We start from the raw sequence: 26,184 nt of genomic DNA, 5'->3' as shown, positions 1-26,184 counted from the left end.
GGGGCGCCGTGACCTGGTCCGGCGCCCCTTCTTCGTACCTACACCCTCATGGATGAATCATGTCCGACTCCTCCCTGTCCCCCCTGTCCCCCCTGTCCCCCCTGTCCTCCTGTATCGCGCTCGTCACCGGAGCCACCTCAGGCATCGGCTACGAGACCGCCAAGCTGCTCGCCCAGAGCGGCGCCACCGTCCTCGTCCACGGCCGGACGGCCGAGGAGGCCCAGGCCGCGGCAGACGGCCTCGTCGCTACGGTCGGCATCCCCGCCGAGCGGGTATGTGCCTTCGCCGCGGACTTCTCCCGCCTCGAAGAGGTCGAAACGATGGCGGCCCGGGTGGTCGCCGAGCACCCGCACCTGGACGTCCTCGTCAACAACGCCGCCGTCGCCGCGCCCGAGCGCCACACCGTCACCGCCGACGGCAACGAACTCGCCTTCCAGGTCAACTTCCTCGCCCACTACCTGCTCACCAACCTCCTGGAGCAGGCCCTGACCAGCGACCCCGGTGGCCGTGTCATCAACGTGTCGTCCTCCCTGCACCGCACCGGCTCCATCCAGTGGAGCGACCCCAACCGGGCCCGCCGCTACTCCCGCCTGGCTGCCTACGCCCAGTCACAGCTGGCACTGACCGTCTTCGCCGCCGACCCGCGCGTGACGGCCGTCTCCGTCCACCCCGGCATCTGCGCGACCGACCTGCTCCCCCTCTACGCCCACGAAGGCGCCACGCCGGCCGCGGGCGCCGCCAACATCGTGCGGCTGTGCGACCCCTCGGTCGAGATCGTCAACGGCGCCTATTACGACCGCGACCAGCGTGTCGAACCGGCGCCGGGCTCCACCGAAGAACGCACCGTCAAGCGCCTCACCAAACTCGCCGACGTCCTCGTCGGCCAATCCGCCTGAACGACCTGCCCCGCGCTTGTCGAAGCGCGCGCAAGAAGAAAGCGACCCACGGCCGCAAGGCCGGGCAGCGCTGATCACCCGAGGGGCGGCCCGGCCAGGACCGGCGAGCCTCCCCACACTGACCGCGACGGACGCCCATGATCCCGTTTGCACCGCGCCAACTGCCTTCGCTCGCCCGGTGGTTCCCCGCCGGAGCACCGGGGCCCGGGGCACTGGCCGAGCATGTCCTCACCACCGGACTCGGCCACTGCTGGGTGGACCGGCCCGAGCGGCCGCGGACGGTTGCCGTCTCGGCCGGGAAGCACGCGCTGCTGCGCGGCGATGCCGACGCCCTCGCCGCGGACGCGCTCGCTCCGCTGGCCGCAGCACCGTCACACGGGTGCCCTCGGCCTCGGCATAGGGGACGAGGAGTTCGCCGGTCAGCTTGGCCAGCCCGTACGTCGCATCGAGCTGCCCGGGCCGGGCCGGGTCGACTTCGGTCTCGGGCAGCCGGTGGATCGGACCACGGCGTTGGAGGGCGACGGGATAGGCGGCAGAGGAGCTGTAGTAGACGGCGCGCGGCGTGCCGGTGCGGGCGAGCCAGCGGAAGTACCAGGGGTCGAGGGCGAGGTTGGTGGCGACGCCAAGCGGGGCGCCGACGTTCGCGGCGCAGTGGACCGGGTCGATGGCGGGGTCCTGGAGTGCCCGGGTGACAGCTTCGGCGACGACTTCCAGGTCGGGTTCGGCGTCGAGGATGAGACGGACGCCGTTGCGTAGATGCACGGCGGACCTCTGGCAGATCTCGTCCGCGTTCAGCATCGCGTCCTGTGTGCGAACGCCGCTACGTCGGAAATTGGCAATGGCGCCGTTAACGCACTAGCCAACTTCTGTATGAGCGCCAGCGAAAGAATGCAGGATGCAATGGAGGCACCCCAGGCAACTGCCGGCGAAGGCCCAGTGGTAAGAACAAAGAACATGGGCCAGCCAGCAGTGATATTCGTGACGCCCTGGGCCATCGCTGGCAGCAGGAGCAGGAGCAGAGCTCTGCGCCCTGCAAAAAATGAATGAAATCTCAGGAGAAGGAATGCCAGAAGTAGAGCGCCGGCAGAGTTGAGGAATGCCCAATATATCGGCAACCCTCCAATTGTGGGACCCTGCTCTCCATAATACACATAGAAATCAGTTGCCAAAATTGGCACCTCAAAAGCAAAGTCCGCAACCAATCCGACCGCGATGCCAGCCCAAATCGTTTTCTTCGTTACTCCCTTTTGGAGATTTCGGAAGGCCACAAAGGCCAGAGACCCAAAGTAGCCCACGTACGCCCCGTAGGGCCACAATGGAACAGATCGCCCTTCACCTGGGATCCCAACCCACTGGCCTCCCCTATTGGCGTACCATAGGTGACCTAGAACGTCCCAGATCGGTTCCATCGTTGTACAGATGGCGGCGCCCGCCAGTAGCGCCAAGTAGAACAGCGAGCGAGTCTTCCGCCAATCTCTGATTGCAAAGAATAGTGAAACCGCGATAACAATGCCTGCCGCGATAGTGCAGACCACTTGGGCAGTTTGCGGGACGGGCATCTCAGTAGGTGCGCTACTGTAATTCCCTCTCACGAAAACCCCTCTCCGCAGCACCCCGACACCGGCAGGATATCGTCCGAGTTCACTTGGGCCCGACTATATTGTTACGGTTACCCCATGGATCATCTTCAGAAATGTACTGGTGTTCACCGTCATATCGCAGAGTTTCCTGAGCCCAATCAACATTTCCTCGCACCCAGCTGTTGAGGCCGAGAAAGAATCTTTCCATCCTGCCTCGCGCCGCTTCACCATGCGTCGATTGCATGAGCTCCACCTCGCACGATTGAAGCCTCTGGATCATATCCCGCACCATTATGACTGCGATTCTGCAAGATTCCTTGATCCCGCAATTCCGTTCACGGGAGATGCTCAGGACCAGGTTATTAACGTCTCGCCGCGAAATTTCTCGCTCAAGCGAGTAGAGGTCATTAGTGAAGTGCACAATATCGCTTGTAAGGTGTCGCGCCTCACGCAGACGCGAGAGTTCCCATTCCGAGGGGCTGAACTCAAAGTGCTGCGTCTTCTCAATCATGTCGATGCAGATTTCCATCGCCCCGCTGGCGCGGCGCGTTTCCCAAAGTCGATCGAGGGAAGGGACCTGAACATCCTTGCGGTTCTGCACTTCGCGCACGTTCCCCAGCAGGTATTCACCAATGTGCCTACGGAATCTAAGTATCCACATGGGCGACATTCCTGAGCAGCTCTGGCCGACGAGGTCGGCAAGGGCATTTTCGGCCGGGGTAGTTGACTGGCCAGGCCGCTCAGACTCACTAATCCCTCTCAGGCGCCTACAAATTTCGGCCACACGAGCCGGGTCCGTCGCATATGGCGGCGAGTCCAACTGGTCATCAAAGATGAAGTACCAGGCCATCCAGCAGGCGTTCAGGAGCAATCCGTTGCGGCTCGCATACCAGTACGAGCGGCCCGCCAAATGTCCCATACGCCAATTCATGAACCTGTCTTCGGTCTCGCCTGCAGCAATGAGGCCGTAAGTCAGACACCAATCGCGTGTCTGGTCCTCAACTTGCTGCGTGAATGGGCTGATCGCGCTTGGATATACACACCTCAGGGCTTTTGCAGACATGAAAGGCATAACTTCTCCAAGCAAGTCAGCCCACCCAGCCTCGTCGCCCCTACCCCGGCCGCACGCGGTCCGATGAGTTTCCCGCAACCCCGTACTACGAAGTCAAAATCACTGGTAGTCGCAGTGGAACGACCATGACCAGTGCACCATCTACGCAGTGAAGTTGCCAGCCCTTTGCCGTCAGTGCAACGTGAACGCGTTGAATTCTCAGTCCTTGTGAACAACCGGCTGCAGCCCCTTCACGAGGGCGAGCAGTTCCGAGGAGCGCCAGTCGTCACTGCCCTTGCCGCCCCACACCCCCGGCTCGTGCGCGTAGGAGAAGTCGAACCACATCACGTCGATACGGCCGTAGCCGGTGAGGAGTTCGCGGACCTGGCCGTGCAGGTACTCCGCGTACGCGGCGATGTCGCGCGGGTCCGTCCGGGCCAACGCGTCCGCGTCCAGGGGGTGCTTGCCGTCCACGGGGAAGTCGGGGTGGTGCCAGTCGAGCAGCGAGTGGTAGAAGCCGATGCGGAAGCCGCGCGCCCGGAAGGCGTCGGTGAACTGGCGCACCAGGTCGCGCCCGGCCGGGGTGTTCGTGGCCTTGAAGTCGGTCAACGCGCTGTCCCAGAGGCAGAAGCCGTCGTGGTGCTTGGTGGTGAGCACGGCGTAGCGCATGCCGGCCTGCCACGCCTCCTCGGCCCAGGCCGCCGGGTCGTAGCGGTCCGGGTCGAACCAGCGGGCGTAGCGGGCGTACACGTCGGGGTGGGTGTGCTCGTGGCGCTGGACCCATTCCGAGGTGCCGGTGTTGTCGCCCCGGCGGGCGGGCAGCGCGTACAGGCCCCAGTGGACGAAGAGTCCGAGGCGGGCCTCGGTGAACCAGGTGGTGTCGGTCATGGTCCGGGATCCTCCGCTCTCAGCCCAGCAGGACGGTGAGCTTCTGGGGACTGCCCGCGGTGGCCGCCAGCCCGTCGAAAGTGACCCTGAGCCTGCGGCCGGTGGTGGCGCCGGTCACGGTGGGGGGCTTGGTGAGCACCCTGCGGACGGGGCGGTCCCAGACGAGCTCCAGGGTGGTGCCGAGCTGGGTCGGGTCTGACACGCAGATCGTCGCCGTGCGGTCACGGTGCTCGCGGACGAGGACGGCGGCCGGGGCGTCGGCGGTGATCCCGCCGAGGGTGCCGGGGTTCCAGAAGTTGACCGCGGTCAGCCGCGGTTCCTGTACGTGGATGCCCTGCTGGTCGCCGTCGTTGGCGAGGATCCGCAGCCACTGTCCGTCCCTGGCGCGCCGGGCGGTCTCGGTGGCACGGGCGGTGGGGAGCATGACGTACGCGTACGCCGCCTCGGTCGGGTCGGTGCCGTGGCCGGCGAGCAGGGTCAGGTAGCGGTGGGTGTGGGGGGTGTCGGGCTGGCCGGTGTTGATGTCCTTCCAGGCGGCGGTCCGCTCCTCGCGCAGGGCGGTGACACGGGCTCCGCCGGGGAAGAGGTAGCCGCCGTGGCCCTCGATATGGGCCCAGTGGGCGTCGTCGAAGGTCCCGCTCCAGCCCTGGTCGCCCGGCTGCCGACGGCCGTCCACGGTCAGGGCGTTGGTGCCGGTGGTGCCGAGGTTGCGGTTGTCGACGACGGTCTCCGCGGGATGTCCGTCGGTGGCGGTGATGTCCGCGCCGAGGCAGACGATCGAGTCGTCGAGGAAGAACCAGGACTTCTTGGCGACGAGGGTGGAGTCCACGCCCTTGAGGTGCTGCCCGACGGCGGCGAACTCGCCGTCGGTCGTGCCGCCCACCCACGCCTTGTCCGAGCGGCCGGTGCCCCAGCCGCCGCCGACGCCGTCGGCGAGCGGCTTCCTCGTGACGGTGGTGCCGGGCAGCCGGTACGGGTCGACCGTGGGCCAGAACGCCTCCGCGTACTGTTCGTTCCGGCCGTCGTCCGCGTACCACTGGAGCATGCCGGAGCCGGTGTGCCAGCCGTGCAGATGCTCGCCGTTGAGGCATTCGTAGGGCTGGATGCGGCTGGAGTACAGGGACAGGGCGGCGGCCCAGCGCCCGCGGCGGTGCACGGCCCGGTCCATGGAGGCGAGGAGCCGGTGCCCGGCGGGCTCGGGCAGTGCCTTGACGGAGTCGTCCTCGTACAGCTTCTTGAACCGGGCGAGCGTGGTGACGTCGAGGCCGGGGTGGTCGGTGAACGGGTGGGCGGCGTCCCGCTGGAGCCAGCCCTTGACCATGCCGCGCCAGCGGGCGGCGTCGTCGGCGGGGGCGCCCTCGGCGATGACGAGGACGGAGTTCATGATCCCGTGGGCGCGCCCCTGGTAGCCGGCCGTTGACCGGCGGCTGACGGCGCGGCCGTTGACGGCGTCCAGCACCAGGCCGTTGTAGATGACCGGGGCGAAGGCGTGGTCGATGCCGTCGAGGATGTTGCGTACGCCGGGGTCGGTGATCGCCCAGCTGGATCCGCCGAGGAGGCCGAGCAGCCGGGCCAGGCCGCTGATCATCACGCCGCCGTAGGAGCCGGTGTAGGGCACCCACAGGTGCTGGATGAACGAGCCGTCGGCGTAGAGGCCGTCGCCGGTGGTGACCAGCGGGAAGAGCGGGCTGAGGAAGTCCCTTGCCAGTCCGATCAGTTCGGCGTTCTTCTCCGTGATGGCACGAACGGCGAGGGCACGGCACTGGTCGGTGAGGTTGGCCCCGGTCGCGTACTTGGGGATGTCCGACGCCGGCATGAAGTGGTCGATGGCGGCGGCGTACTTCGCGATCTGGTCCGGCGTCAGCACGTCGTACATGAGCGCGCAGAGGTCGGCCAGGCTGAGGGGGGTGCCGATGGTGAACTGCCAGCTGTTGCCGAACATCGCCTTCGACGGGTTGTAGATCTCCGTGTGCATGTGCTCGGCGCCTGCGACGATGTCGGCGGCCAGCGCTGTGTCGCCTGTGAGTCCGGTGCCCGGCTGGAGGTACGCCTGGGCCATGGTCCCCAGGCGGTTGTAGTTGCTGGAGATGTTGTTCCCGTGGGCGAAGGGCAGGTCCGGCCAGAGCGAGCCGGCGGTCGCGGCCATGGTGGAGCGGAAGCCGGACGCCGTGGTTCCGAGGGCGGCCAGCTTGGACGCGAACGGCTCGACGGCCGCGTCGATCCCGGAGCCCAGCAGGATGCCCAGCCACTTCGCGCGCAGCGTGTCGAATTCGTCCGCCGCCGCCACGGCGGCTGCTCCGCCCGCGGCGTGCGCGGTTCCGGGCAGCAGGCTTCCCGATGCGCCGGCCGAGAGGGCGACGGCCGTCGCCGTGCCGCCCGTTGCGCGCAGGAAGCTGCGGCGCGCCCAGGAAGTGGACATGGTGGACTCCGTCCGTTGGCGGGGTAGTTCGCTCGCGGCGTGGTGCCCGGCGGTTCCAGATGCTCCGGGCGAGCGCAAGCCGCGGTCAACGAGTTGACCCACAAACGAACAGAAGTGAACATCATCCCGGGGGGTGGGTTCCGAACACGTCGCCCGGCCTCGCGCGGCGACGCGCGGCGACGCGCGGCGACGCGCGGCGACGCGCAATTCCCCGCCAACCCACCGGACCGCGAACGGGAGGGCCCGTGCAGCTGAACCTGCGCCAGGAGGCCATCCTGCGTGAACTCCGCCGCCGCGGCTCGGTGCGCGCCCGGGACCTCGCCGAGGAGCTGGGCGTCACACCGATGACGATCCGCAGGGATCTCGCGGCCCTGGCCGAGCGGGGGATGCTCTCCCGCACTCACGGCGGCGCCGCGCTCCCCCGCCCCAGGGCCGCCGCCCTGAGACCCCTGAGACCGCAGTCGGCCGCCGACCGCTGCCACGACACCGGGCCACTGACGCTGGGCATGGTCGTGCCGACGGCCACGTACTACTTCCGCCAGGTGATCCACGGCGCGCGTACGGCGGCGGAGTCCCTGGACGCGCGACTCGTCGTCGCCGTGTCCGGCTACGACCTGGAGGCCGACCGCGCCCATGTCGAGCGGCTGCTCGACAGTGGAGTCGACGGCCTGCTCCTGACCCCCAGTCATCCCTTCGCCCGCGTCGGCAGGGCGCTGGACTGGATGGGCGAGCTCCCCGTCCCGGCCGTCGTCGTGGAGCGCCGGCCTCATCCGGCCGTCCCCCTGGACCACCTTGACTTCGTGGCGACCGACCACGTGCGGGGGACGGTCCAGGCGCTGCGCCATCTGGTTGCGCTGGGCCACCGGCGGATCGCCCTGCTGACGACGGGGAGCGCGACAAGTGACGGGATCCGCCAGGGCTTCGACAACGTGACCGGCCTCTTCGGCCTCGCCTGTGACGCACCCCGCGTGGTCGACCACCAGCCGGGCAGCACGGAGGGCGTGGAGGCGTTTCTCGACGCCGTCGTCGACTCCGGCTCCACCGCCGCTGTCGCCCATCCCGACGAAGAGACGGCCCTTCTGGTGCAACGGGCCCGCGCCCGTGGGCTCTTCGTCCCGGACCTGCTCGCCGTCGTGGACTACGACGACGAGCTCGCGGCGCTGGCCGAGATCCCTCTGACGGCGGTGGAACCACCGCGGCTCGCACTCGGACGTACCGCCGTGACCCTGCTCGTACGGCGGCTGCGCGGCGAGCCGGCGGATCAGGTGTCCGCCGTCCCGCAGGAAGTGCTGCTCTCACCCGCGCTCCATGTCCGGGCCTCCACCGCGGTCCGACTGAACGGCTGAGCGGCTGAACGCCTGAGCGGCTGAGCCCTGGAGCGGGTCCGGCTGGTCCGGCTGGGCCCGCTGGGCCGACAACCGGCCCGGCTGGGCGTCAGCATGACTGCACAAGTCCTGATCTGCGCAAACGTTTAACCGCCTGGACCGCAAGGTTGAAGCCGCCGGGATCTGGTCAACGGCGAGACACGTCTGAGGTCTTGACCAGATCTCACTGATGCTCTTAGTTTTCCGGCGCGCAAACCTTTTCCAGACCGTTGCAAGGATGCTGCCGTGTCTTCTCCGACCCCGAGGCGCCCTCAAGGACTCCTGGCGATGCACCCCGATCTCGTCGAGGAGGTGCTGCCCGCGGACCTCCGTTCCCGGCTGGGCTCACTCCTCCGGCTCGACCCGACGCGCGCCGTCGACGACTTCAGCGATCCGCGCGCCGCGACGGCTCTCGCCCGCGCGGAGGTGCTCGTCTCCAGCTGGGGCTGTCCTCCGCTCGACGAGAAGACCCTCGCCATGGCGCCGCGGCTGCGGGCGGTCATCCACGCCGCGGGCAGCGTGAAGGGGCTCGGGATCCCGGAGGACCGCTGGGGGCGCACTCTGCGGGTCTCCTCCGCCGCCAACGCCAACGCCCTGCCGGTCGCGCAGTACACCCTGGCCGCCGTACTGCTCGCCGGGAAGCGCGCCTTCGCCCTGGCCGCCAGCTACCCGGACGACGGCTTCCGGGCCTACCCCACCAGCTCCGACACCGGCAACACGGAACGCACCGTCGGCGTCGTGGGCGCATCCAGGATCGGCCGGCTCGTCCTGGAACTGCTGCGGCCGCACGGCTTCCGGCTGCTGGTCGCCGACCCGCACCTGGACCCGGCCGGCGCACGGGCCCTGGGAGCCGAGCTCACCGATCTCGACGACCTGCTGCCCCGCGCCGACATCGTCACCCTGCACGCCCCGCTGCTCCCCGAGACCCGGCACATGATCGACGACCGGCGGCTCGGCCTGATGCGCGACGGGGCGGTCCTGATCAACACCGCACGCGGCGGCCTGGTCGACACCGAGGCCCTGGGCCGCCACTGCGCAGGGCACCCGGGCCGCTCCGGGCGCATCGACGCCGTCCTGGACGTCACCGACCCCGAGCCGCTCCCCGCGGACCACTCCCTCTTCGCGCTGCCCAATGTCTTCGTCACGCCGCACATCGCCGGGGCGCTCGGCAGCGAGCTCAGGCTGCTGGGCGAGTTCGCCGTCGCCGAGGTGGGCCGCTTCGTGCTGGGCGAGCCACTGCTCGGCGAGATCGCCGTCGACGACCTTCCCTCGATCGCCTGATGGCGGCCCTCGGCAAGGAGCCGGTCATGCCTCCACGTGCCCCCGCCGCATCGGTGCGGCGCTTCCAGTCCTGGCGCTTCGGCCTCTTCGTCCACTGGGGCCTCTACTCGGCGGCCGCGCGCCACGAGTGGGTCAAGTACCGCGAGCGCCTCACCGACCAGCAGTACCAGCCCTACTTCGACCACTTCGACGCCGACCTGTACGACCCGGGCGCCTGGGCGGAGCTCGCCACGCAGGCGGGCATGCGGTACGCGGTGCTCACCACCAAGCACCACGAGGGCTTCTGCCTCTGGGACAGCGACCTCACCGACTACAAGGTGACCAGAACCCCGCACGGCAAGGACGCGGTCGGGCCGTTCATCGAGGCGTTCCGCACGGCCGGGCTCGGCATCGGCCTCTACCACTCCCTCATCGACTGGCACCACCCCGACTTCACCGTCGACTCCCACCATCCGCAGCGCGACGACACGGCGGCCAGGTCCGCCGACACCGGCCGGGACATGGGCCGGTACGCCGACCACCTGAACGGCCAGGTGCGGGAGCTGCTCACGCGGTACGGCGGCATCGACATCATGTGGTTCGACTTCTCCTACCCCGATCACGACATCTACGAGCAGCCGATATCCGACGGCAAGGGCCGGGCGGCGTGGCGGTCGGAGCGGCTCGTGGAGACCGTTCGCTCCCTCCAGCCGGACATCCTGCTCAACGACCGCCTCGACCTGCCGGGCAGCGCGGACTTCACCACCGCCGAGCAGTACCAGCCGGCCGGTCCGGTCCTGGTCGACGGGCACCCCGTCGTGTGGGAGGCATGCCACACCCTGAACGGCAGCTGGGGCTACGACCGGGACAACCTCGACGACAAGCCGGCCGAGCTGCTGGTCCGGATGCTCGTCGACGCCGTCTCCAAGGACGGCAACCTGCTGCTCAACGTGGGCCCCAACGCCCGCGGCGAGATCGATCAGCGGGCGGCGCGCACCCTGCGTGAGATCGGCGCGTGGATGCGGCTGCACTCCTCCGCGATCCACGACGCGGGGCCCAGCACGTACGAGGCACCGGACGGCTGCCGTTACACCCAGCGCGGCGACCGCCTCTACCTGCACCTCTTCACCTGGCCGATGAAGCACGTCCGGCTGCCCGGACTCGCGGGCAAGGTGCGGTACGCGCGGTTCCTCGCCGACCACTCCGAGGTGCGCCGCGACGAGCCCCCGGCGGACGGCGCCGGTAGCACGCTCACTCTCGAACTTCCCGTCCAGCGACCGGATGTGGCCGTCCCGGTCGTCGAACTCGTCCTCCACGACTCCTGACATCCCCCGGATCGGCATCACCACTCACCAAGGAGCCATCACCATGCGCACGTCACTTCGGAGAACCGCCTGTGCGGCGGTCGTCGCCTCGCTCTCCCTGCTCGCCACGGCGTGCGGCGGTTCCGACTCGTCCGGGAAGGACGCGTCGGGGGACAAGCCGGCGGTCACCCACCTCACCCTGTGGGCCGGCACCAAGGGCTCGCGCGAGATCGTCGAAGCCTTCAACAAGTCGCACAAGGACATCCAGGTGAAGTTGGAGGAGGTGCCCGACAACGACACCAAGATCCCCAACGCCGTGAAGGCGGGCAACGCCCCCGACATCGCCGTCCTCCAGTACAACCAGCTGCCCAAGCACGCCGCACAGGGTGAGTTGGAGGACATCAGTGCCCAGGTGGGCGAGACCGTGAAGGCGAAGTTCCCCGAATCCGTCCGGCAGCTGGTCACGCTCGGCGACAAGGTCTGGGGCGTGCCGAACGACGCCGGCGTGATGGTGATGTTCTACCGAAAGGACCTCTTCGAGAAGTACGGCATCGAGGTCCCGAAGACCTGGGACGACTTCAAGGCCGCCGCCGAGAAGGTCAAGAAGGCGGACAAGAGTCTCAGTCTCGCCCCCGCGAACCTCGACGCCAACCTGATCACCGCAATGTGCTGGCAGGCCGGCGCCACGTGGTTCTCCGCCGACGGCGGCACGTGGAAGGTCGACATCGACAACGAGATCTCCCACAAGGTCGCCGACTACTGGGACGACCTGGCCGACAGGAAGCTCCTGGACGCGAGCGAGGGCGAGGCCCTGACCAAGCAGAAGGTCGACGGCAGGATCCTCACCGAGGTCTCCGGCATCTGGGCCGGCGGCTACATGAAGACCGGTCAGCCCGACCAGTCCGGCAAGTGGGCCGTGGCGCCGCTGCCCACCTGGGACAGAACACCCGCCTCGGCCATGTTCGGCGGCACCTCGTTCGTCGTACCCGAGGGCGCCAAGAACGTCGACGCCGCAGTGGAGTTCATCACCTGGGCGACCACCACGCCCGAGGCGGTCAAGGCCCGCCTCGCCGAGGGCACGAGCAGCACGCTGCCCGCCAACCCGGAGCTGGCCGAGGCCGCGTCCAGCACCTTCGATCCGGCCTACTTCGGTGGCCAGGACATCCACGCCGTGGCACGCGAGGCGCTCAAGACCATGCCGTCCGACTGGGCGTACTCCCCCACCGCCACCACCGACACCCGGCTCGCGGACGCGATGGGCAAGGTCAAGGCCGGTGACATCAGGCTCAGCGAGATCTTCGCGCCGGCCGAGACCGCGACGGTGGCGGACCTGAAGAACCGCGGCCTGAAGGTCGCGCAGTAGCACCCATGTCTCCCCGGGTGACCGGCTTCCGTATCGGACCGGCCACCCGGGGCTCCACACGCTCCGCGCATCGAGTCCACGCATCGAGTCCACGCATCGACCAAGACAGGAGGTGCCCTCCGTGCCCCGCTCCCGAGCCGGTGTGACCCAGCGACAACACCGCCCCGCCGCGCTGTTCCTCGCCCCCTTCTACGTGATGTTCCTGCTGTGCCTGATCGCGCCGCTCGCCTACACGGCCTGGCTGAGCCTCTTCCACGAGGAGAGCTCGGGACTCGGCTTCGGCGGCACCACGAACGTGTTCGTGGGGCTGGACAACCTCCAGAAGGCACTGGTCGACACGGCGTTCTGGAAGAGCTTCCGCATCCCCCTGCTCTACTGCCTGATCTACGTGCCCGTGATGATCGGCGCGGGCGTGCTCATGGCCCTGCTGCTCGACTCCGTCTACGCGCGGGCCAAGCAGTTCTTCCAGCTCGCGCTGTACGCGCCGCACGTGATCCCCGGGGTCATCGCCACCATCATCTGGGTCTACCTCTACACACCCGGGATCAGCCCGGTCGTCGACGCCTTCGACAGGCTTGGCCTGCCCTGGAGCCTCGGCAACGACTACGCGGTCGTGGCCGCCATCGCCAACATCACCGTGTGGCTCGGCGCCGGCTACGCCACGGTGATCTTCTTCGCCGCGCTCCAGGCGATCCCCCGCGAGCTGATCGAGGCCGCCACCATCGACGGGGCCGGAGCGGTCCGCACCGCCCTGTCGGTCAAGGTGCCGCTGATCCGGGGCGCGATCGGCATGGTCGCGGTCTTCAACGTGATCGCCTCGTTCCAGATGTTCGCCGGCCCTCTGCTGCTGAGGCAGCAGACCCGGACGGTCACCTTCGAGTGGACCCCGGTCCTGTTCATCTACAACCGGGCCTTCAATCTCAAGGACTACGGCTACGCCGCCGCCACCTCGCTCGTGTTCGCCGCCGCCATCGGTCTCGCCTGCTACGCCGGGCACCGCCTGACGAAGAGGAGGACGGCGTGAGCGCCACCGTCACCGCCCCTGCCACCGCGCCCGCCTCGCCACCGGCCGGGCCCGTCCCGCCGCACGGCCGGCCCCGCCCGGTGCCCCTGGCCCTCAACAGGCTGGTGGTCAACGGGATCCTGGCGCTCGGGATCGTCTACACATTTCTGCCGGTCACCTGGCTGCTGTTCGCGGCAACCAAGGACCGCCAGGACATGGTCCGTACCGGAGGCTTCGAATTCGGCACGTTCCGGCTGTGGGAGAACATCGAGTACACCTTCGCGTACGGCGACGGGATCATCGTGCGATGGATGCTCAACAGCCTGGTCTACGCTCTGGGCGGCGGCATGATCTGCGCGTTCGTCTGCCTCCTGGGCGGCTACGCCTTCGACAAGTTCACCTTCCCCGCCAAGGGCAAATTCTTCGGCGTCGTGCTGATGGCCACCATGGTCCCGATGACGGTCCTCGCCATGCCCATCTATCTGCTGGGCTCGGAGATCGGGGCGACCAACACGTACTGGGGGATGCTGCTTCCGTCGATGTTCGGTTTCCTCCCCTTCGGGCTGTACATGTCGCGGGTGTTCAGCAGCAGCCATGTGCCGGACGAGATCGTCGAAGCGGCGCGGATGGACGGAGCCGGCGAGTTCGCGATCTTCCTGCGTATCGCCCTGCCGACGATGCGTTCCCCCTTCATGACGCTCCTGCTGCTGTCGTTCAACGGCATCTGGAACGACTTCTACACCCCGCTGCTGATGCTGTCCGACCACGAGCTCTACCCGCTCAGCCTCGGTATCTACGGCTGGTTCATGGAAGCCGCGGCCCATCCCGAGCTCTATCCGATGATCATGGTCGGCTCGGTGGTCTCCCTGATCCCCGTCGTCGCCCTCTTCCTCTCGCTGCAGAAGTACTGGAAGTCCGGTCTGACGACCGGCGCGGTCAAGTAGCCCTCGATCGCTTCACGTTCGCCCTCCCGAGGACAACGCCGTCCACCACAAGGAGCAACCATGAAGCACCACATGTCCCGCCGCGCCTTCATGGCCCTCGCCGGAGCCGGCGCGAGCGCCGTACTCCTCCCCGCCCAGCAGGCGTACGCGGCCGACGCCTACGCCGATCTGCGCACCCGCTGGGCCGAGCGGCTGACCGGCGGGGCGATAAACCCTGCCGACCCCGCCTACGCCACCGCGCTCGGCAGCCTCGGTACAAGGGCCCAGGGCCACCGCTCGACACTGCAGACGAACACGGGCCGCACCGAGCTGTGGCCCGACCTGCCCCTGGGACCGTCCCACCCGTCCGCGAACGTGACCGCCAGCTTCGGACGGCTCAGGACCATGGCCCTGGCCCAGGCCACCCCCGGCACGTCCCAGAGCGGGGACACGGTCCTCGCCACCCAGATCGCCGACGGCCTCTCCTTCCTGGCCAACGGCATCTACAGGCCCGGACAGGCGGTCTTCGGCAACGGCTGGGACTGGAACATCGGCGCACCGTCCCATCTGGCCGACGCGGCGACCCTGGTGTACCCGTCGCTGTCGTCCGCCCAGATCTCCGCGTACTGCGCCTCGATCGACCACTTCGACCCGGACGTCACCCTCGGCGGCGTCGCCACCGGCGCCAATCTGGCCGACATGTGCCGCATCTACACCGTCCGCGGCGCGCTCCAGGGCAACTCCGCGAAGATCGGCGAGGCGGCCACGGCGCTGACCACCCTGTTCCCGTACGCGACCTCGGGAGACGGCCTGTACCCGAGCGGGTCGTACGTCTTCCACAACGGCAGGGCCTACAACGGCACTTACGGCATCGTCCACTTCGCCGGCATCGGGACGCTGCTGAACCTGCTCGCCGGCTCGCCCTGGACGGTGACCGATCCGGGCGTGCGGAACGTCTACGACTCCGCGACGACGGCGATCACCCCGTTCGTCCGCAACGGGCTGATGTTCGACTCCGTACGCGGCCGGGCGATCTCCCGCGCCGACGAACCCGACGCCGCCGACGGCAACGCGGCCGCGCTCGTCCTCCTCGACCTCGCCACGGCGACCGCGGGCACGGACCCCGCCCGGGCGGCGGAACTGCGCGGCATCGCAAAACGCTGGCTGGGACGGAACACGGCCTGGCCGATCACGGCCAAGGGGGACGTCGCCTCGATCCGCCGCGCCAAGTCCGTACTGGACGACAGCGGTGTCCCCGAGGCGGCGCAGGCCGTCGGGCACCGGCAGTTCCCCGAGATGGACCGGGTCGTGCACCACCGCCCGAGCTGGTCGTACTCAATCTCCATGTGCTCGAAGCGCACCGCGTACTACGAGTCCATCAACGGCGAGAACAAGCACGGCTGGCACACCGCCGAGGGCATGGCCCAGCTCTACCTCGACAACGATCCCGCCCAGTACAACGACGCCTTCTGGAACACCGTCTTCGCCAAGAAGCTGCCCGGCACCACGGTCGATCTGAAGGACTTCGCCGACAGCGAGGGGGCCTCCGACCGCTCGGCCGCCGCCTGGGCCGGTGGGGCCGTCGTCCAGGGGGCGTACGGCGCGGTCGGGCTCAACCTGGACGGACTGAGGGTCACGCTCAACGCGCGCAAGTCATGGTTCTGCTTCGACGACTGCGTGGCGGCTCTCGGTGCGGGGATCACCTCCACGGACAGCCGGTACATCAACACGATCATCGAGAACCGCAGGACGACGGCCGCGCTGACCGTCGACGGCACCGTCCAGCCCAACACCGGGGGCTGGTCCGGGTCGTTCAGCGCGGCGCAATGGGCGCACATCGACGGCGTGGCAGGCTATGTCTTCCCCGGCGGCATGACGATCGGGGCATACCGCAGCAATCTCACCGGGAGCTGGAGCGCGGTCAACGCGAGCGGGCCCACGACTCCCGACACCCGCCAGTACGTGCTGTTGCAGCGCGACCACGGGACCAATCCGGCGGGCGCCGGCTACGCCTATGTCCTGCTGCCGGGCTTCACCGCCGCCCAGACGGCGGCGCGGGCGTCGGCGCCCACCGTGAGCGTGCTGGCCAACACCGCCGACGTGCAGGCGGTGAGCCATTCCGGCCTCGGCATCACGATGGCGAACTTCTTCGCCGCGGGCAGCGCCGGCCCCATCACGGTCGACAAGAACGCAGCCTCGGTCGTCATGCGCGAGCAGGGCGGAACGCTGACCGTGGGCGTCTCCGACCCGACCCGCGCCCACAGCACCGTCGATGTGACCATCGCGCGCTCCGGCTACGTCTCCGCCACTCCGGGGCCCGGGGTGACCGTGCTGTCCCTGTCCGGCCAGATCAGACTGCGGATCGACACGGGCACGGCCGGCGGTGCCACACGGACCGCCGTGCTGAACAAGTAGGCGGAACCGAAGGGGATCACGTGCTGAACGGGACGAAAACGCTTGCTCACGGCAGGTCTAGAATCCTCCTGCCCGACCGGGTGGAGGGGCGGGCGTGGGGTGGGACGTGGCGGCGCGTGATCCGGGACGCGAACGGGAGGAGCGGCCGTTGAGGCGGCGGGTGACACTGCACGACGTGGCGGCGCGGGCGGGCGTCTCCGCCGCCACGGTCTCACGCGTACTGACCGGCGCCTACCGGGTCTCGCCGGAGACCCGGGACCGGGTGCGCAGGGCGGCCGAAGAGCTCGACTACGTGGTCAACGCCCAGGCACGCTCGCTCGTGGGCAGCTCGTCCGGGCTGGTGGCCGTGCTGCTCACGGACATCACGACGCCGTTCTACAACCGCATCGCCCGAGGGCTCACCGAGCAGGTGACCGCCGAGAAGCGTGTGTGCATCGTCAGCACCCCCCAGTCGGGGGACCTGGACGGGGAGCTCGCGACCATCGCCACACTCCGCCAGCAGAGCCCGGAGGCCATCGTGCTCGTCGGCGGCGTCCACGAGTCCCCGGACTACCGCAAGCGGATCACGGCACTCGCCAACTCCCTCGACGCGGAGGGCTCACGCCTCGTCCTGTGCGGAAGACCCGCCCCCACCAAGGACGCGCCGGTGACGGTGGTCGAGTACGACGGCGAGGACGGTGCCTTCGCGATCACCAGCCATCTGCTGTCGGCCGGCCACGAGCGGATCCTCTTCCTCGGCGGCGGCGCCGGCAGCACGACGACGACTCCGCGTCTGCGCGGGTACCGGCGCGCCCTGGAGGCGTACGGCATCACCCCCGACGCGGACCTGGTCAGGCACGGCTCCTCCACCCGCCACTTCGGCTACGAGGCGATGGGCGACATCCTCACCGCCGGCCGCCCGGACTTCACCGCCGTCTTCGCATCCGACGACCTCGCCGCGTCGGGCGCGCTCGCCGCCATGCGCGAGCGGGAGCTGTCCGTACCGGACGACATCTCCCTCGTGGGCTTCGACGACATCCCCGTCGCACTGGACACGGTGCCGGCCCTGACGACCGTGCACGTACCGCTGGAGGAGATCGGCAGGACAGCGATCCAGCTGGCCCTGCACCGTGACGAGCCGGAGTTCCGCAACGCGCAGCGCGCCGTGCTGGGTACGCACATCAAGGTCCGCGGCTCGGTCCGGCCCCTGGTCCGCCGCCGCCGCTGAACCACCGCGCCGACGGCCGCCTCTGTCCGGCCTGGCCGCGGGGTGCCGTAGCGGACGGCCTTGCCGACGAGTTCGCTGACGATGAGTTCTGAGGTGAACGCGGTTCCTCTTCAACGCCCCATCGCACGGATCCGGCAGAGGTAGTTGACCGCCACGCTCGAAGAGCAGGCGCAGGGGCCCGGACGGTGCGAGAACCTCGTCCGCCGGGCGCGGAAGATCGCACGCGTCATGTTGCGACTGCCGACGCGGCGATATGGAGCGTTTGGAATACGCCGGTGGAATATGGGCGCACATTTGCCACTGGCCAATGCTTCGAGCGCCGTGCATCCGGGCTGGTAGTGACTGTCGGTCAGGACTTAACGTGAGGATGGCCCTTACTGGCCGCACTGGTCTCTGCAGTTCGTGGGGCGCAGGGTCGTCGGCAGACAGGCCGACACCGGCGCACAGACAAGATCGATCCGAATTTATCCCGAGCAGGCCCTCGCTGATGGTCGGCCGCTCGCCCGTGGGCCCGACCGTTCTGGTGACGGGCCCGACTCAGCCTCGCAGCGGTGTGGTGATGCGCCATGCCGTCCCCCACACGGAGGTGTCACGTGAGCGGTCGGACTTCAGCAGCGGAAAAGCACACGGGCTCGAGTGCGCGAGATGCCGTGGTCACAGGGATGGGGTTCTGTCTGCCCGGTGAGAACCGCCCCGTCTTCACCGCGGGGGACGTATGGGACATCGCCGCGCACGGACGCTCGTGTCTCCTGCGTGACGGGGTCTACCACGGTCCGGTCCACCTTTCGGACGGCATGTTCGAGGAGCGTCTGCCCGAGTTACCCGGAGTCTTCGCCCGGCACTTCACCTCCGCACATCGATTCGGCCTGGTCTCGCTCGCCGAGGCGTGCGCGGACGCCGGACTGGACCTGAACGCGGGGGATCTGGCCACCGCGGCGGTCCTGGCCGGACGGGGCGGCGTGGACGCCCAGGTGACCAGCTATCAGGCGGTCATGCGGGCGGACCCCGCGACGATCGGTCCCCTGGCGGCCATGGATCTGTTCATCGGCACCGAACTGGCCGTCTCCCCTTCCGACGTCGCCCTGGTGCAGGGAGCGGTGACCCGCTCCACGGGGCCGTGCTACACCGTGTCCTGCGGCTGTGCCTCCTCAGCCGTCCAGCTCGGGCACGCTCGTCACCTGATCGCCGACGGTGTGGTGGACATGGCGGTGGTGACCGGCGTCGATGTCTTCGACGTCGCTCTGGTCCGCAACGCCCAGCGTCTGTTGCGTGTCGCCCAGGAGGCCGACGCGTCCGTGCGCTCGGCCGGCAAGCCTGCCCTCCTGCCGTCGTTCGACCGCCTGATGCGCCCCTACGACCGGCGTGCGGACTGTGTGAACTACGGCGAGGGTTCGGTGACGCTCATCGTGGAAAGCCGCGAGCACGCCGATCGCCGAGGAGCGCACGCGTACGGCCAGATCCTCGCCCAGGCCACGACGCGGGACGGGCTCGCCAATCCGCTGTCGAGCGACGAGAGCGGAGCTGGTCTCGTCGCAGCTGTCCGCGACTGCCTGGGCGAGAAGTGGTCCGTTGAGCAGATCCCGTACATTCACGGCGGCAGTGACGGCGACGCCGTCGTCACCGCTTTCGAGGTGAATGCGGTCAGGCAGCTGTACGGGGCGGCCGCGGCGGATCTGCTCATGACGTCGCAGGAAGGCTGCTGGGGCCACAACGGCGCCCCGGCCGGCTGCCTCGGCGCGGCGTTGACCCTTCTCATGATGGAACACGGCGAGGTCTGCCCCACGGCCAATTGCGAGGAGCCGGCAGAGGGCCTGGTGTTCGATCCCGTACCCGGCGTGCGCACGCGTCCCCTCGATTTCCACCTCGCCCTGAACTTCACGTACCAGATCGGCGGCGTGAAGAGCGCTCTCCTGCTCGGAAGCCCGGACGTCTCCCGGTCGCGCTGACGACCGAGCCGTGCACCGGCAGCAGCACACTCCACCAACAGACCATCAGATCCGGACCCGTCCGCTTGGACGGGAGGGGGAGGTTTCTCATGTCCCACCAGGAGCACCGTCTCAACGGAGGCAACGAGCGCATCGCGGTCGTCGGATTAGGCTGCCGGCTCCCCGGCGACGCCGATTCACCGGCGGCGCTGTGGCGGCTGCTCGCCGGCGGGCGGGATGCCGTCGGCGTCCCGCCCGCCGGGAGGGCCCTTCACGCAGAGCCGGCCGGCATACAGGGCAGCCCCGGCCCCGGAGGGCAGATGCCCCGGCCGGGCGGCTATCTGCGTGACCTGGCCGGCTTCGACGCCGGGTACTTCGGAGTCTCCGGCCGCGAGGCCGACGTGCTCGACCCGCAGCACCGCCTGCTCCTGGAGGTGGGCCACGAGGCACTGGAGCACGCCGGAATGCCACCGGACCAGCTCGCCGGGAGCTCGACCGGCGTCTACGTGGGCATCAGCTACAACGACTTCTACGAAGGGCTCGCCGGGCAGCCCCTGGAACTCGAGGGCTCGCTCCTGACCAACGGCCACTGTGTCGCGGCGGGCCGGATCTCCTACCTGCTGGGACTGCACGGTCCCTCCGTCGCGCTGGACACCGCCTGCTCGTCCTCGCTCGTGGCCCTGCACCTGGCCTGCCGGGCGCTGGCTGCCGGTGAGTGCCGCCTCGCCCTGGCCGGAGGCGTGACCCTCATTCTCGGATCGAGGACGATGAGATCCTTCGCGCGGATGGGCATGCTCTCGCCGACCGGCCGCTGCCACACCTTCGACGCCGCCGCCGACGGCTTCGTACGCGGCGAGGGTTGCGGTGTCGTCGTCCTCAAACGCCTGGCCGACGCCCGGCGGGACGGTGACCGGGTGCTGGCGGTGGTACGTGGCTCGGCCGTGAACCAGGACGGCACTTCCGACGGGCTTGCCGCGCCCTCTGCGGACGCCCAGGAGGCGCTGTTCCGCCGCACCCTGGAACGTGCCGGCACCGATCCCCGGGACGTGGGCCTGATCGAGACGCACGGGACGGGCACACCGGTCGGCGACCCGATCGAGTTCTCCAGCCTGGCCCGGGTCTACGGCGTGGGCCGCGGGCGGTGCGCGCTCGGGTCGGTGAAGACCAATGTGGGGCACCTCGAACCCGCCTCCGGCGTCGCGGGCCTGATCAAGGCGGTGCTGTGCCTCCAGCGCGGACTCGTTCCGCCCAATCTCCACTTCAGGCAGTGGAATCCGGCCATCGCCGCGGCAGGCACGCGCTTCTTCGTGCCTACCGAACTGACGGAGTGGCCGACGGACTCCCGCTCCCGGCTCGCCGCGGTCTCGTCCTTCGGGTACTCCGGCACCAACGCCCACGTCGTACTCGAACAGGCACCGGTCGGCGCGTCCGGACGCTCGCGCCGCCCGCACCGGCTGCCGGAGTCGGCATCGAAATCGGAGTCGGCATCGGCATCGGCATCCGCATCCGCATCGGCGTCCGAGCCGGCGCCGGAGGTCTTCCTCGTACCGGCCGGATCCACCAGGGCTCTGCCGGAGGCGGCCGAGCGGCTCGCCGACTGGCTCGAGCAGGACGGGGCGAACGTCCCGCTGCGCGACGTCGCCCACACGCTCGCCCTGAGGCGCGCGGCCGGGCGTGGCCGCCTCGGTGCGGTGGCCACCTCACGCGCCGATCTGATCGGCGCCCTGCGGTCGTTCGCGTCCGGACAGGCCCAACCCGGCGTGGTGTCGGGTGCTGTGGCCGCCGGGGTCTCCCGACGTCCGGTGTGGGTGTTCTCCGGACAGGGCTCGCAGTGGCCGGGCATGGGTCGCGCTCTGCTGGAGCGGGAACCGGTCTTCGCCAGGGCGCTGGCCGAAGCCGACGCGTTGATCGCGGCCGAGGCCGGCTTCTCCGTGCTCGACACGCTCTCCCGTGAAGAGCCGGTCACCGCCTGCTCGCGGGTGCAGCCGCTGCTGTTCGCCGTGCAGACCGCGCTCGCCGCCCTCTGGCGAGCGTACGGAATCGAACCGGCCGCCGTCGTCGGCCACTCCATGGGCGAGGTGGCGGCAGCGGTGGTGTCCGGAGCGCTGACCCTCGCCGACGGCGTCAAGGTCATCTGCCGCCGCTCCTCGCTGCTGACACGGATCGCGGGTACCGGTGCGATGGCGACGGTGAACCTGAGCCGCGCCGCGGTGGAGCGGGATCTCGACGAAGCAGGGGTACGCGGATCGGTCTCGGTGGCCGTGCTGGCCGCGCCCGGATCCACGGTCGTCGCCGGCGGGGCCGAAGAGGTGGAGCGGCTGGTCGCCTCCTGGGACGCCCGGGCCGTACCCGCGCATCTGGTCGCCGTGGACGTCGCCTCGCACTCTCCCCAGGTGGATCCGCTGCTTCCCGACTTACGGGAAGCCCTGCGGGTGCTCGAACCGCAGCGGCCCCGCGTCCCGTTCTATTCGACCGTTCTCGACGACCCGCGCGAGACGCCCGCCTTCGGTGCCGACTACTGGTGCGCCAACTTACGCCGCACCGTCCGGTTCGCCTCCGCGATCGCCGCCGCTGCCGCCGACCGGCACCAGGTGTACGTCGAAGTCTCCCCGCACCCGGTCATCACCCGCTCTGTCACCGACAGCCTCCCGGGCGTCATCGAAAACCCGGTCGTCCTGCCCACGTTGCGCCGTGACGACGAAGAACTGGCCACCTTCCGCACCCAGCTCGCCGCCCTGCACTGCGCCGGTGTCCCCGTCGACTGGTCGGCGCTCCACGCGGGCGGCGAGCTCTGCGACGTACCGGGCCTCACCTTCGACCGGCAGCGCCACTGGGCGAACCCGGCCACCCCGGTCGCGGCCGCGCCCCGGCCGACGGCGACCGGCCTGCCCGGCACCCATACCGAGATCCCCGGGGACCGGGCGGGCCACTGCTGGCGGGCGGACGCCGGCACCGAGGGGATTCCGTGGCTGGCCGACCACCGCGTGCACGGCGAGCCGGTGTTCCCGGGCGCCGGCCACTGCGCCATCGCCCTGACCGCGGGCTGCGAGGTGTTCGGCGCACCCCCGCAGGACATCCGGGTGACCGGCCTTCGCTTCGTGGAACTGCTGCGGCTGACCGAGCACACCGATCTGGTCACCACCGTCACCGTGACCGCGGCGGACCGCGCAAGCTGCGAGATCCACACCCGTGGTGACGAAGGAAGCTGGGTGCGCCTGGCAACCGCCGAGCTGCACCACTCCGTACCGGGACCACCGCCGCCGGTTCAGAAGCTGACGGCACTGCCGGCGCAGCACCCGGTCGTCCTCGACCCGGCCACGCTTTATGCGGCCATGCGAGCCCGAGGAATCGAACACGGCCCGGCCTTCACCGGCCTGACCAGTCTCCGGGTCTCGCGCGACGGCACGAGCAGCTGGGCCCGCGTCACTCTGCCCGAAGCGGCGGCCTCCGCGCCGCACGAGCTGTGCATCCATCCGGTCCTCATCGACTGCTGCGCCCAGGCTCTGGTGGCGGGTCTCCTCCGGGATCCGGGCAGCGGCCTCGTCCTGCCGGTCGGGGCCGAGGACGTATGCGTCCTCGGCGACCCCTCGACGGCCGTCTACTGCCACGGCCGTATCACGCGGGAGCGGGCCGGCGGTGTCACCGGAGACGTCCGCCTGCTGAACGAGGCGGGCGTGCCGGTCCTCGCCATCGACGGCTTGGAGCTGGTACGGCACGGCGCGCCGGGCGCCGGTACCGGAGAAGTAGACGGCTGGTTCCTCGAACCCCGGTGGCACCCCGCACCCCCGCCGGAAGCCACGAAGGCGCCCCCACCGGGGAACTGGCTCGTCATCGGGGAGGGCGACGGCTCCGCCGGGGAGCTGGCCGGGCTGCTGGAAACGGCGGGGGCACACGCCGATGTCCTCGACATCCCTGCGGGCGACGATTCGCTGGGAGCGTTCAGGGACAGGCTCGCCGAGTGCTGGGCCGACCCCCCGGCGAACGCCGACGCGGTGGCGGTGCTCTGCCTCCCCGCCGAAGACCCCGAACCAGCCGAGGACGGGCTGCGGTGCGCCCGGCAGCTCCTCGGCACCGTGCAGGCGGTACTCGCCGTCTTCCCGGAGCCCCCGCGCCTCTTCGTCGTCACCCGCGGTGCCCAGCGGGTGCGGCCCGGTGAGGCGGCCGACCCGGCTCAGAGCGCCCTGCGGGGAGTGGTGCGCGTCCTCGCCTACGAGCACCCGGAGCTGCGCGCCACTCTGCTCGACGCAGACCCGGCCGACACGGCACTGCACGAGGTGGCGGCCGAACTGCTGGACACGGGCCCCGAGGACGAGACCGCCCTGCGCGGCGGCCGCCGCCATGTCGCCCGGCTGGAGTACGCGCCGCTCACCGACGCCGAGCGCGGCGCCGCCACCACACGCACCGCCCGCTACGGCACGGACGGCTTCCGCCTGCGCGTCGGCCGCTTCGGCGATCTGGGGAGCCTGGAGCTGACCGCCGGCGCCAGGCGGGCTCCTCGCGCCGGGGAGGTCGAGGTACGGGTCGCCGCCTCGGCGATGAACTTCCGGGACGTGCTCACGGCCATGGGCCTGCTCGGCGGCGACGCGGAGGTGAGGGACCGCATCGGGTTCGAGTGTGCGGGAACGGTCGCCGCGGTGGGGCCGGATGTGCGGGGTGTCGGCGTCGGCGACCCGGTGCTCGCGGTCGACCTGCGAGGCGGCGCCTTCGGCTCGTTCACGACCGTGCCCGGCCATGCCGTCGCGCCCCTGCCGGCCGGGGTCGGGCCGGTCGCCGCGGCGGCCCTGCCCGCGGCTTACGTCACCGCCTGGTACGCCCTGTGCCATGTGGCCGGCCTCACCGCCGGCGAACGGGTCCTGATCCACTCGGCGACCGGCGGTACGGGACTGGCCGCCGTCGCGGTCGCCCGGATGCTGGGAGCCCAGGTGCTCGCCACGGCCGGTTCGGCGGACAAGCGCGCCTATCTGCACGGCATGGGGATCGAGCACGTGATGGACTCCCGGTCGTTGACCTTCACCGAGCAGACGCGCGCCGCCACGGGGGGCGAAGGCGTCGATGTCGTGCTCAACTCACTGTCGGGGCCGGCGATTCGGGCCGGACTGGAGACCCTGCGGCCCTTCGGCCGGTTCGTCGAACTCGGTGTGCGCGACATCCTTGCCGACGCGTCCATCGGGCTGGCCCCGTTCCGGAACAACATCACCCTCAGTACCGTCGACCTCATCCAGCTCCAGCACGACAGGCCCGAAGTGTTCACCGCCGTGCTGCACGAGGTGCTCGCCGACGTCGCCTCGGGCCGGCTCGCGCCCCTGCCCCATCGGACCTTTCCCTTGGACGAGGCCACGGAGGCGTTCCGGCTCATGGCCGGCGCGGGCCACATCGGCAAGCTCGTGCTGACGGTCCCGGACCGGGGCGACGCCACCGTGCGTATCGGCGAGGAGCCGTCGGCCGTCCGCCGGGGCGGTGCCTACATCGTCACCGGCGGGTTGCGCGGTGTAGGGCTGGAAACGGCCCGCTGGCTCGCGGGACACGGCGCGGGCCACGTCGTCCTCAACGGCCGCTCACCCGGTTCGCCGTCCACCTTGCGGGTCCTTGAGGACATGCGTGCCGGTGGCACACGGGTCACCGTCGTCCTCGGCGACATCGCGGAGCCGGGCACCGCTGAACGCCTCGTGGCCGTCGCCACCCAGGATGACCTGCGGCTGCGAGGGCTCGTGCATGCCGCCATGGTGCTCGACGACGCCGCGATCACCAATATTTCGGACGGTCAGCTCTCCAAGGTCTGGCGCCCCAAGGCCACGGGTGCGTGGAGGCTGCATGAAGCCACTGCCGGTCAGGCACCCGACTGGTTCGTCGTGTTCTCGTCCATGGCTTCGCTGCTGGGCAACCCGGGCCAGGGGGCCTACGCGGCCGCGAACGCCTGGCTCGATGGGTTCGCCGCCTGGCGTACCGACCGCGGCATGCCGACGCTCTCCGTCGACTGGGGCGCATGGGGGGAAACGGGAGCCGCCGTCGGCTTCGCCGACCGCGGCTATCAGACGATCCCCACGCAGAAGGGGCTCCGGGCGCTGAACGCCCTGCTCGTACACGGCCGAACCCGATCCGGCGTCATCCCCGGGCGACCGGAGACCTGGATCCTCCCCGTGGTCCGGCACCTGCCGGTGTTCAGCCTCCTCACCGTCGACCGGCCCACGACCGCCGAACCGGACGCGGTCCGCGACATCCGCCGCGACCTGGCCGCCCTCCCGGCGGGACTCGCCCGACGCACCGCCCTCGAGACCTGCATAGCCGGTCACATACGTGCGGTACTCCGGCTCGGCGAGAACACCGGCCTCGATCCGCAAACACCCCTGAAATCCCTCGGGTTCGACTCACTGCTGTCGCTGGAACTGCGCACACGCCTCGAAACCGGCTTCGGGATCAAGATCAGCACCAACTTCGTCTACCAGCACCCGACGCTCGCGGCACTGGCCACGGGCCTCGCCGACCACATGGGCCTTGCCCTTGAGGACCGCGCCCGGCTGTGAGCCGGCGCGGGGACGTGGAGCCCGTTGCCGGACCGCGGGTCGCGGCCCGGCAACGCCCCTTTCAC

General features: G+C 69.8%; 15 protein-coding genes. 11 read left to right on the top strand and 4 right to left on the bottom strand.

Annotated elements, in window-relative coordinates; all coding sequences use genetic code 11:
* Window positions 1–59 precede the first annotated feature (59 nt).
* Window positions 60–896: an SDR family NAD(P)-dependent oxidoreductase gene (locus KK483_RS28275; protein WP_262008036.1), complete on the top strand. Its 837-nt coding sequence runs from the start codon at window positions 60–62 to the stop codon at window positions 894–896.
* A 228-nt stretch (window positions 897–1,124) separates the two neighbouring features.
* On the opposite strand, the gene KK483_RS28270 is transcribed toward KK483_RS28275, so the two are convergent.
* The 4 genes from KK483_RS28270 to KK483_RS28255 form a co-directional block, all read right to left on the bottom strand.
* Window positions 1,125–1,694: an NAD-dependent epimerase/dehydratase family protein gene (locus tag KK483_RS28270; protein WP_262008035.1), complete on the bottom strand. Its 570-nt coding sequence runs from the start codon at window positions 1,692–1,694 to the stop codon at window positions 1,125–1,127.
* Between the two features lie 843 nt (window positions 1,695–2,537).
* Window positions 2,538–3,539: a terpene synthase family protein gene (locus tag KK483_RS28265; protein ID WP_262008034.1), complete on the bottom strand. Its 1,002-nt coding sequence runs from the start codon at window positions 3,537–3,539 to the stop codon at window positions 2,538–2,540.
* A gap of 207 nt (window positions 3,540–3,746) precedes the next feature.
* Window positions 3,747–4,415 (bottom strand): alpha-L-fucosidase, encoded by a 669-nt coding sequence (locus KK483_RS28260; RefSeq protein ID WP_262008033.1) that lies wholly within the window; start codon window positions 4,413–4,415, stop codon window positions 3,747–3,749.
* A gap of 19 nt (window positions 4,416–4,434) precedes the next feature.
* Entirely contained in the window at window positions 4,435–6,834 is a 2,400-nt protein-coding gene (locus KK483_RS28255) for a polysaccharide lyase 8 family protein (protein ID WP_262008032.1), read from the bottom strand.
* A gap of 245 nt (window positions 6,835–7,079) precedes the next feature.
* Between KK483_RS28255 and KK483_RS28250 the strand changes: the two genes are divergently transcribed.
* The 10 genes from KK483_RS28250 to KK483_RS28205 all read left to right on the top strand — a co-directional run bounded on the left by KK483_RS28250 (window position 7,080) and on the right by KK483_RS28205 (window position 26,119).
* The gene (locus tag KK483_RS28250) at window positions 7,080–8,180 is read left to right on the top strand and encodes a substrate-binding domain-containing protein (protein ID WP_262008031.1); all 1,101 of its coding nucleotides are present in this window, start codon (window positions 7,080–7,082) and stop codon (window positions 8,178–8,180) included.
* Window positions 8,181–8,486: 306 nt separating this feature from the next.
* Window positions 8,487–9,479, top strand: coding sequence for a hydroxyacid dehydrogenase (locus KK483_RS28245; protein WP_262008030.1), 993 nt, complete (start codon window positions 8,487–8,489; stop codon window positions 9,477–9,479).
* A gap of 26 nt (window positions 9,480–9,505) precedes the next feature.
* Window positions 9,506–10,783, top strand: coding sequence for an alpha-L-fucosidase (locus KK483_RS28240; protein ID WP_262008029.1), 1,278 nt, complete (start codon window positions 9,506–9,508; stop codon window positions 10,781–10,783).
* A gap of 43 nt (window positions 10,784–10,826) precedes the next feature.
* A complete protein-coding gene (locus KK483_RS28235) occupies window positions 10,827–12,125 on the top strand; it encodes an ABC transporter substrate-binding protein (protein WP_262008028.1) in 1,299 nt (432 codons plus the stop codon).
* Between the two features lie 121 nt (window positions 12,126–12,246).
* The gene (locus KK483_RS28230; protein ID WP_262008027.1) at window positions 12,247–13,149 is read left to right on the top strand and encodes a carbohydrate ABC transporter permease; all 903 of its coding nucleotides are present in this window, start codon (window positions 12,247–12,249) and stop codon (window positions 13,147–13,149) included.
* A complete protein-coding gene (locus KK483_RS28225) occupies window positions 13,146–14,072 on the top strand; it encodes a carbohydrate ABC transporter permease (protein WP_262008026.1) in 927 nt (308 codons plus the stop codon). Before KK483_RS28230 ends, KK483_RS28225 begins: the two co-directional genes overlap by 4 nt.
* A 60-nt stretch (window positions 14,073–14,132) precedes the next feature.
* A complete protein-coding gene (locus KK483_RS28220; protein ID WP_262008025.1) occupies window positions 14,133–16,466 on the top strand; it encodes a polysaccharide lyase 8 family protein in 2,334 nt (777 codons plus the stop codon).
* Between the two features lie 160 nt (window positions 16,467–16,626).
* Window positions 16,627–17,673: a LacI family DNA-binding transcriptional regulator gene (locus KK483_RS28215; RefSeq protein ID WP_262008024.1), complete on the top strand. Its 1,047-nt coding sequence runs from the start codon at window positions 16,627–16,629 to the stop codon at window positions 17,671–17,673.
* A 662-nt stretch (window positions 17,674–18,335) separates the two neighbouring features.
* Window positions 18,336–19,619: a beta-ketoacyl synthase N-terminal-like domain-containing protein gene (locus KK483_RS28210; protein ID WP_262008023.1), complete on the top strand. Its 1,284-nt coding sequence runs from the start codon at window positions 18,336–18,338 to the stop codon at window positions 19,617–19,619.
* Between the two features lie 89 nt (window positions 19,620–19,708).
* The gene (locus KK483_RS28205) at window positions 19,709–26,119 is read left to right on the top strand and encodes a type I polyketide synthase (RefSeq protein ID WP_262008022.1); all 6,411 of its coding nucleotides are present in this window, start codon (window positions 19,709–19,711) and stop codon (window positions 26,117–26,119) included.
* Window positions 26,120–26,184: the final 65 nt, after the last annotated feature.

The sequence above is a fragment of the Streptomyces sp. FIT100 genome (assembly GCF_024584805.1).
Lineage (GTDB): Bacteria > Actinomycetota > Actinomycetes > Streptomycetales > Streptomycetaceae > Streptomyces.
The sequence above is the reverse complement of the archived record's forward strand: the minus strand, read 5'-3'. Positions and strand labels throughout refer to the sequence as shown.

Coding starts and splice junctions, on each gene's coding strand:
- KK483_RS28275 (WP_262008036.1), top strand. CDS start 60: ATGTCCGACTCCTCCCTGTCCCCCCTGTCCCCCCTGTCCCCCCTGTCC.
- KK483_RS28270 (WP_262008035.1), bottom strand. CDS start 1,694: ATGCTGAACGCGGACGAGATCTGCCAGAGGTCCGCCGTGCATCTACGC.
- KK483_RS28265 (WP_262008034.1), bottom strand. CDS start 3,539: ATGTCTGCAAAAGCCCTGAGGTGTGTATATCCAAGCGCGATCAGCCCA.
- KK483_RS28260 (WP_262008033.1), bottom strand. CDS start 4,415: ATGACCGACACCACCTGGTTCACCGAGGCCCGCCTCGGACTCTTCGTC.
- KK483_RS28255 (WP_262008032.1), bottom strand. CDS start 6,834: ATGTCCACTTCCTGGGCGCGCCGCAGCTTCCTGCGCGCAACGGGCGGC.
- KK483_RS28245 (WP_262008030.1), top strand. CDS start 8,487: ATGCACCCCGATCTCGTCGAGGAGGTGCTGCCCGCGGACCTCCGTTCC.
- KK483_RS28240 (WP_262008029.1), top strand. CDS start 9,506: ATGCCTCCACGTGCCCCCGCCGCATCGGTGCGGCGCTTCCAGTCCTGG.
- KK483_RS28235 (WP_262008028.1), top strand. CDS start 10,827: ATGCGCACGTCACTTCGGAGAACCGCCTGTGCGGCGGTCGTCGCCTCG.
- KK483_RS28220 (WP_262008025.1), top strand. CDS start 14,133: ATGAAGCACCACATGTCCCGCCGCGCCTTCATGGCCCTCGCCGGAGCC.
- KK483_RS28210 (WP_262008023.1), top strand. CDS start 18,336: ATGGGGTTCTGTCTGCCCGGTGAGAACCGCCCCGTCTTCACCGCGGGG.
- KK483_RS28205 (WP_262008022.1), top strand. CDS start 19,709: ATGTCCCACCAGGAGCACCGTCTCAACGGAGGCAACGAGCGCATCGCG.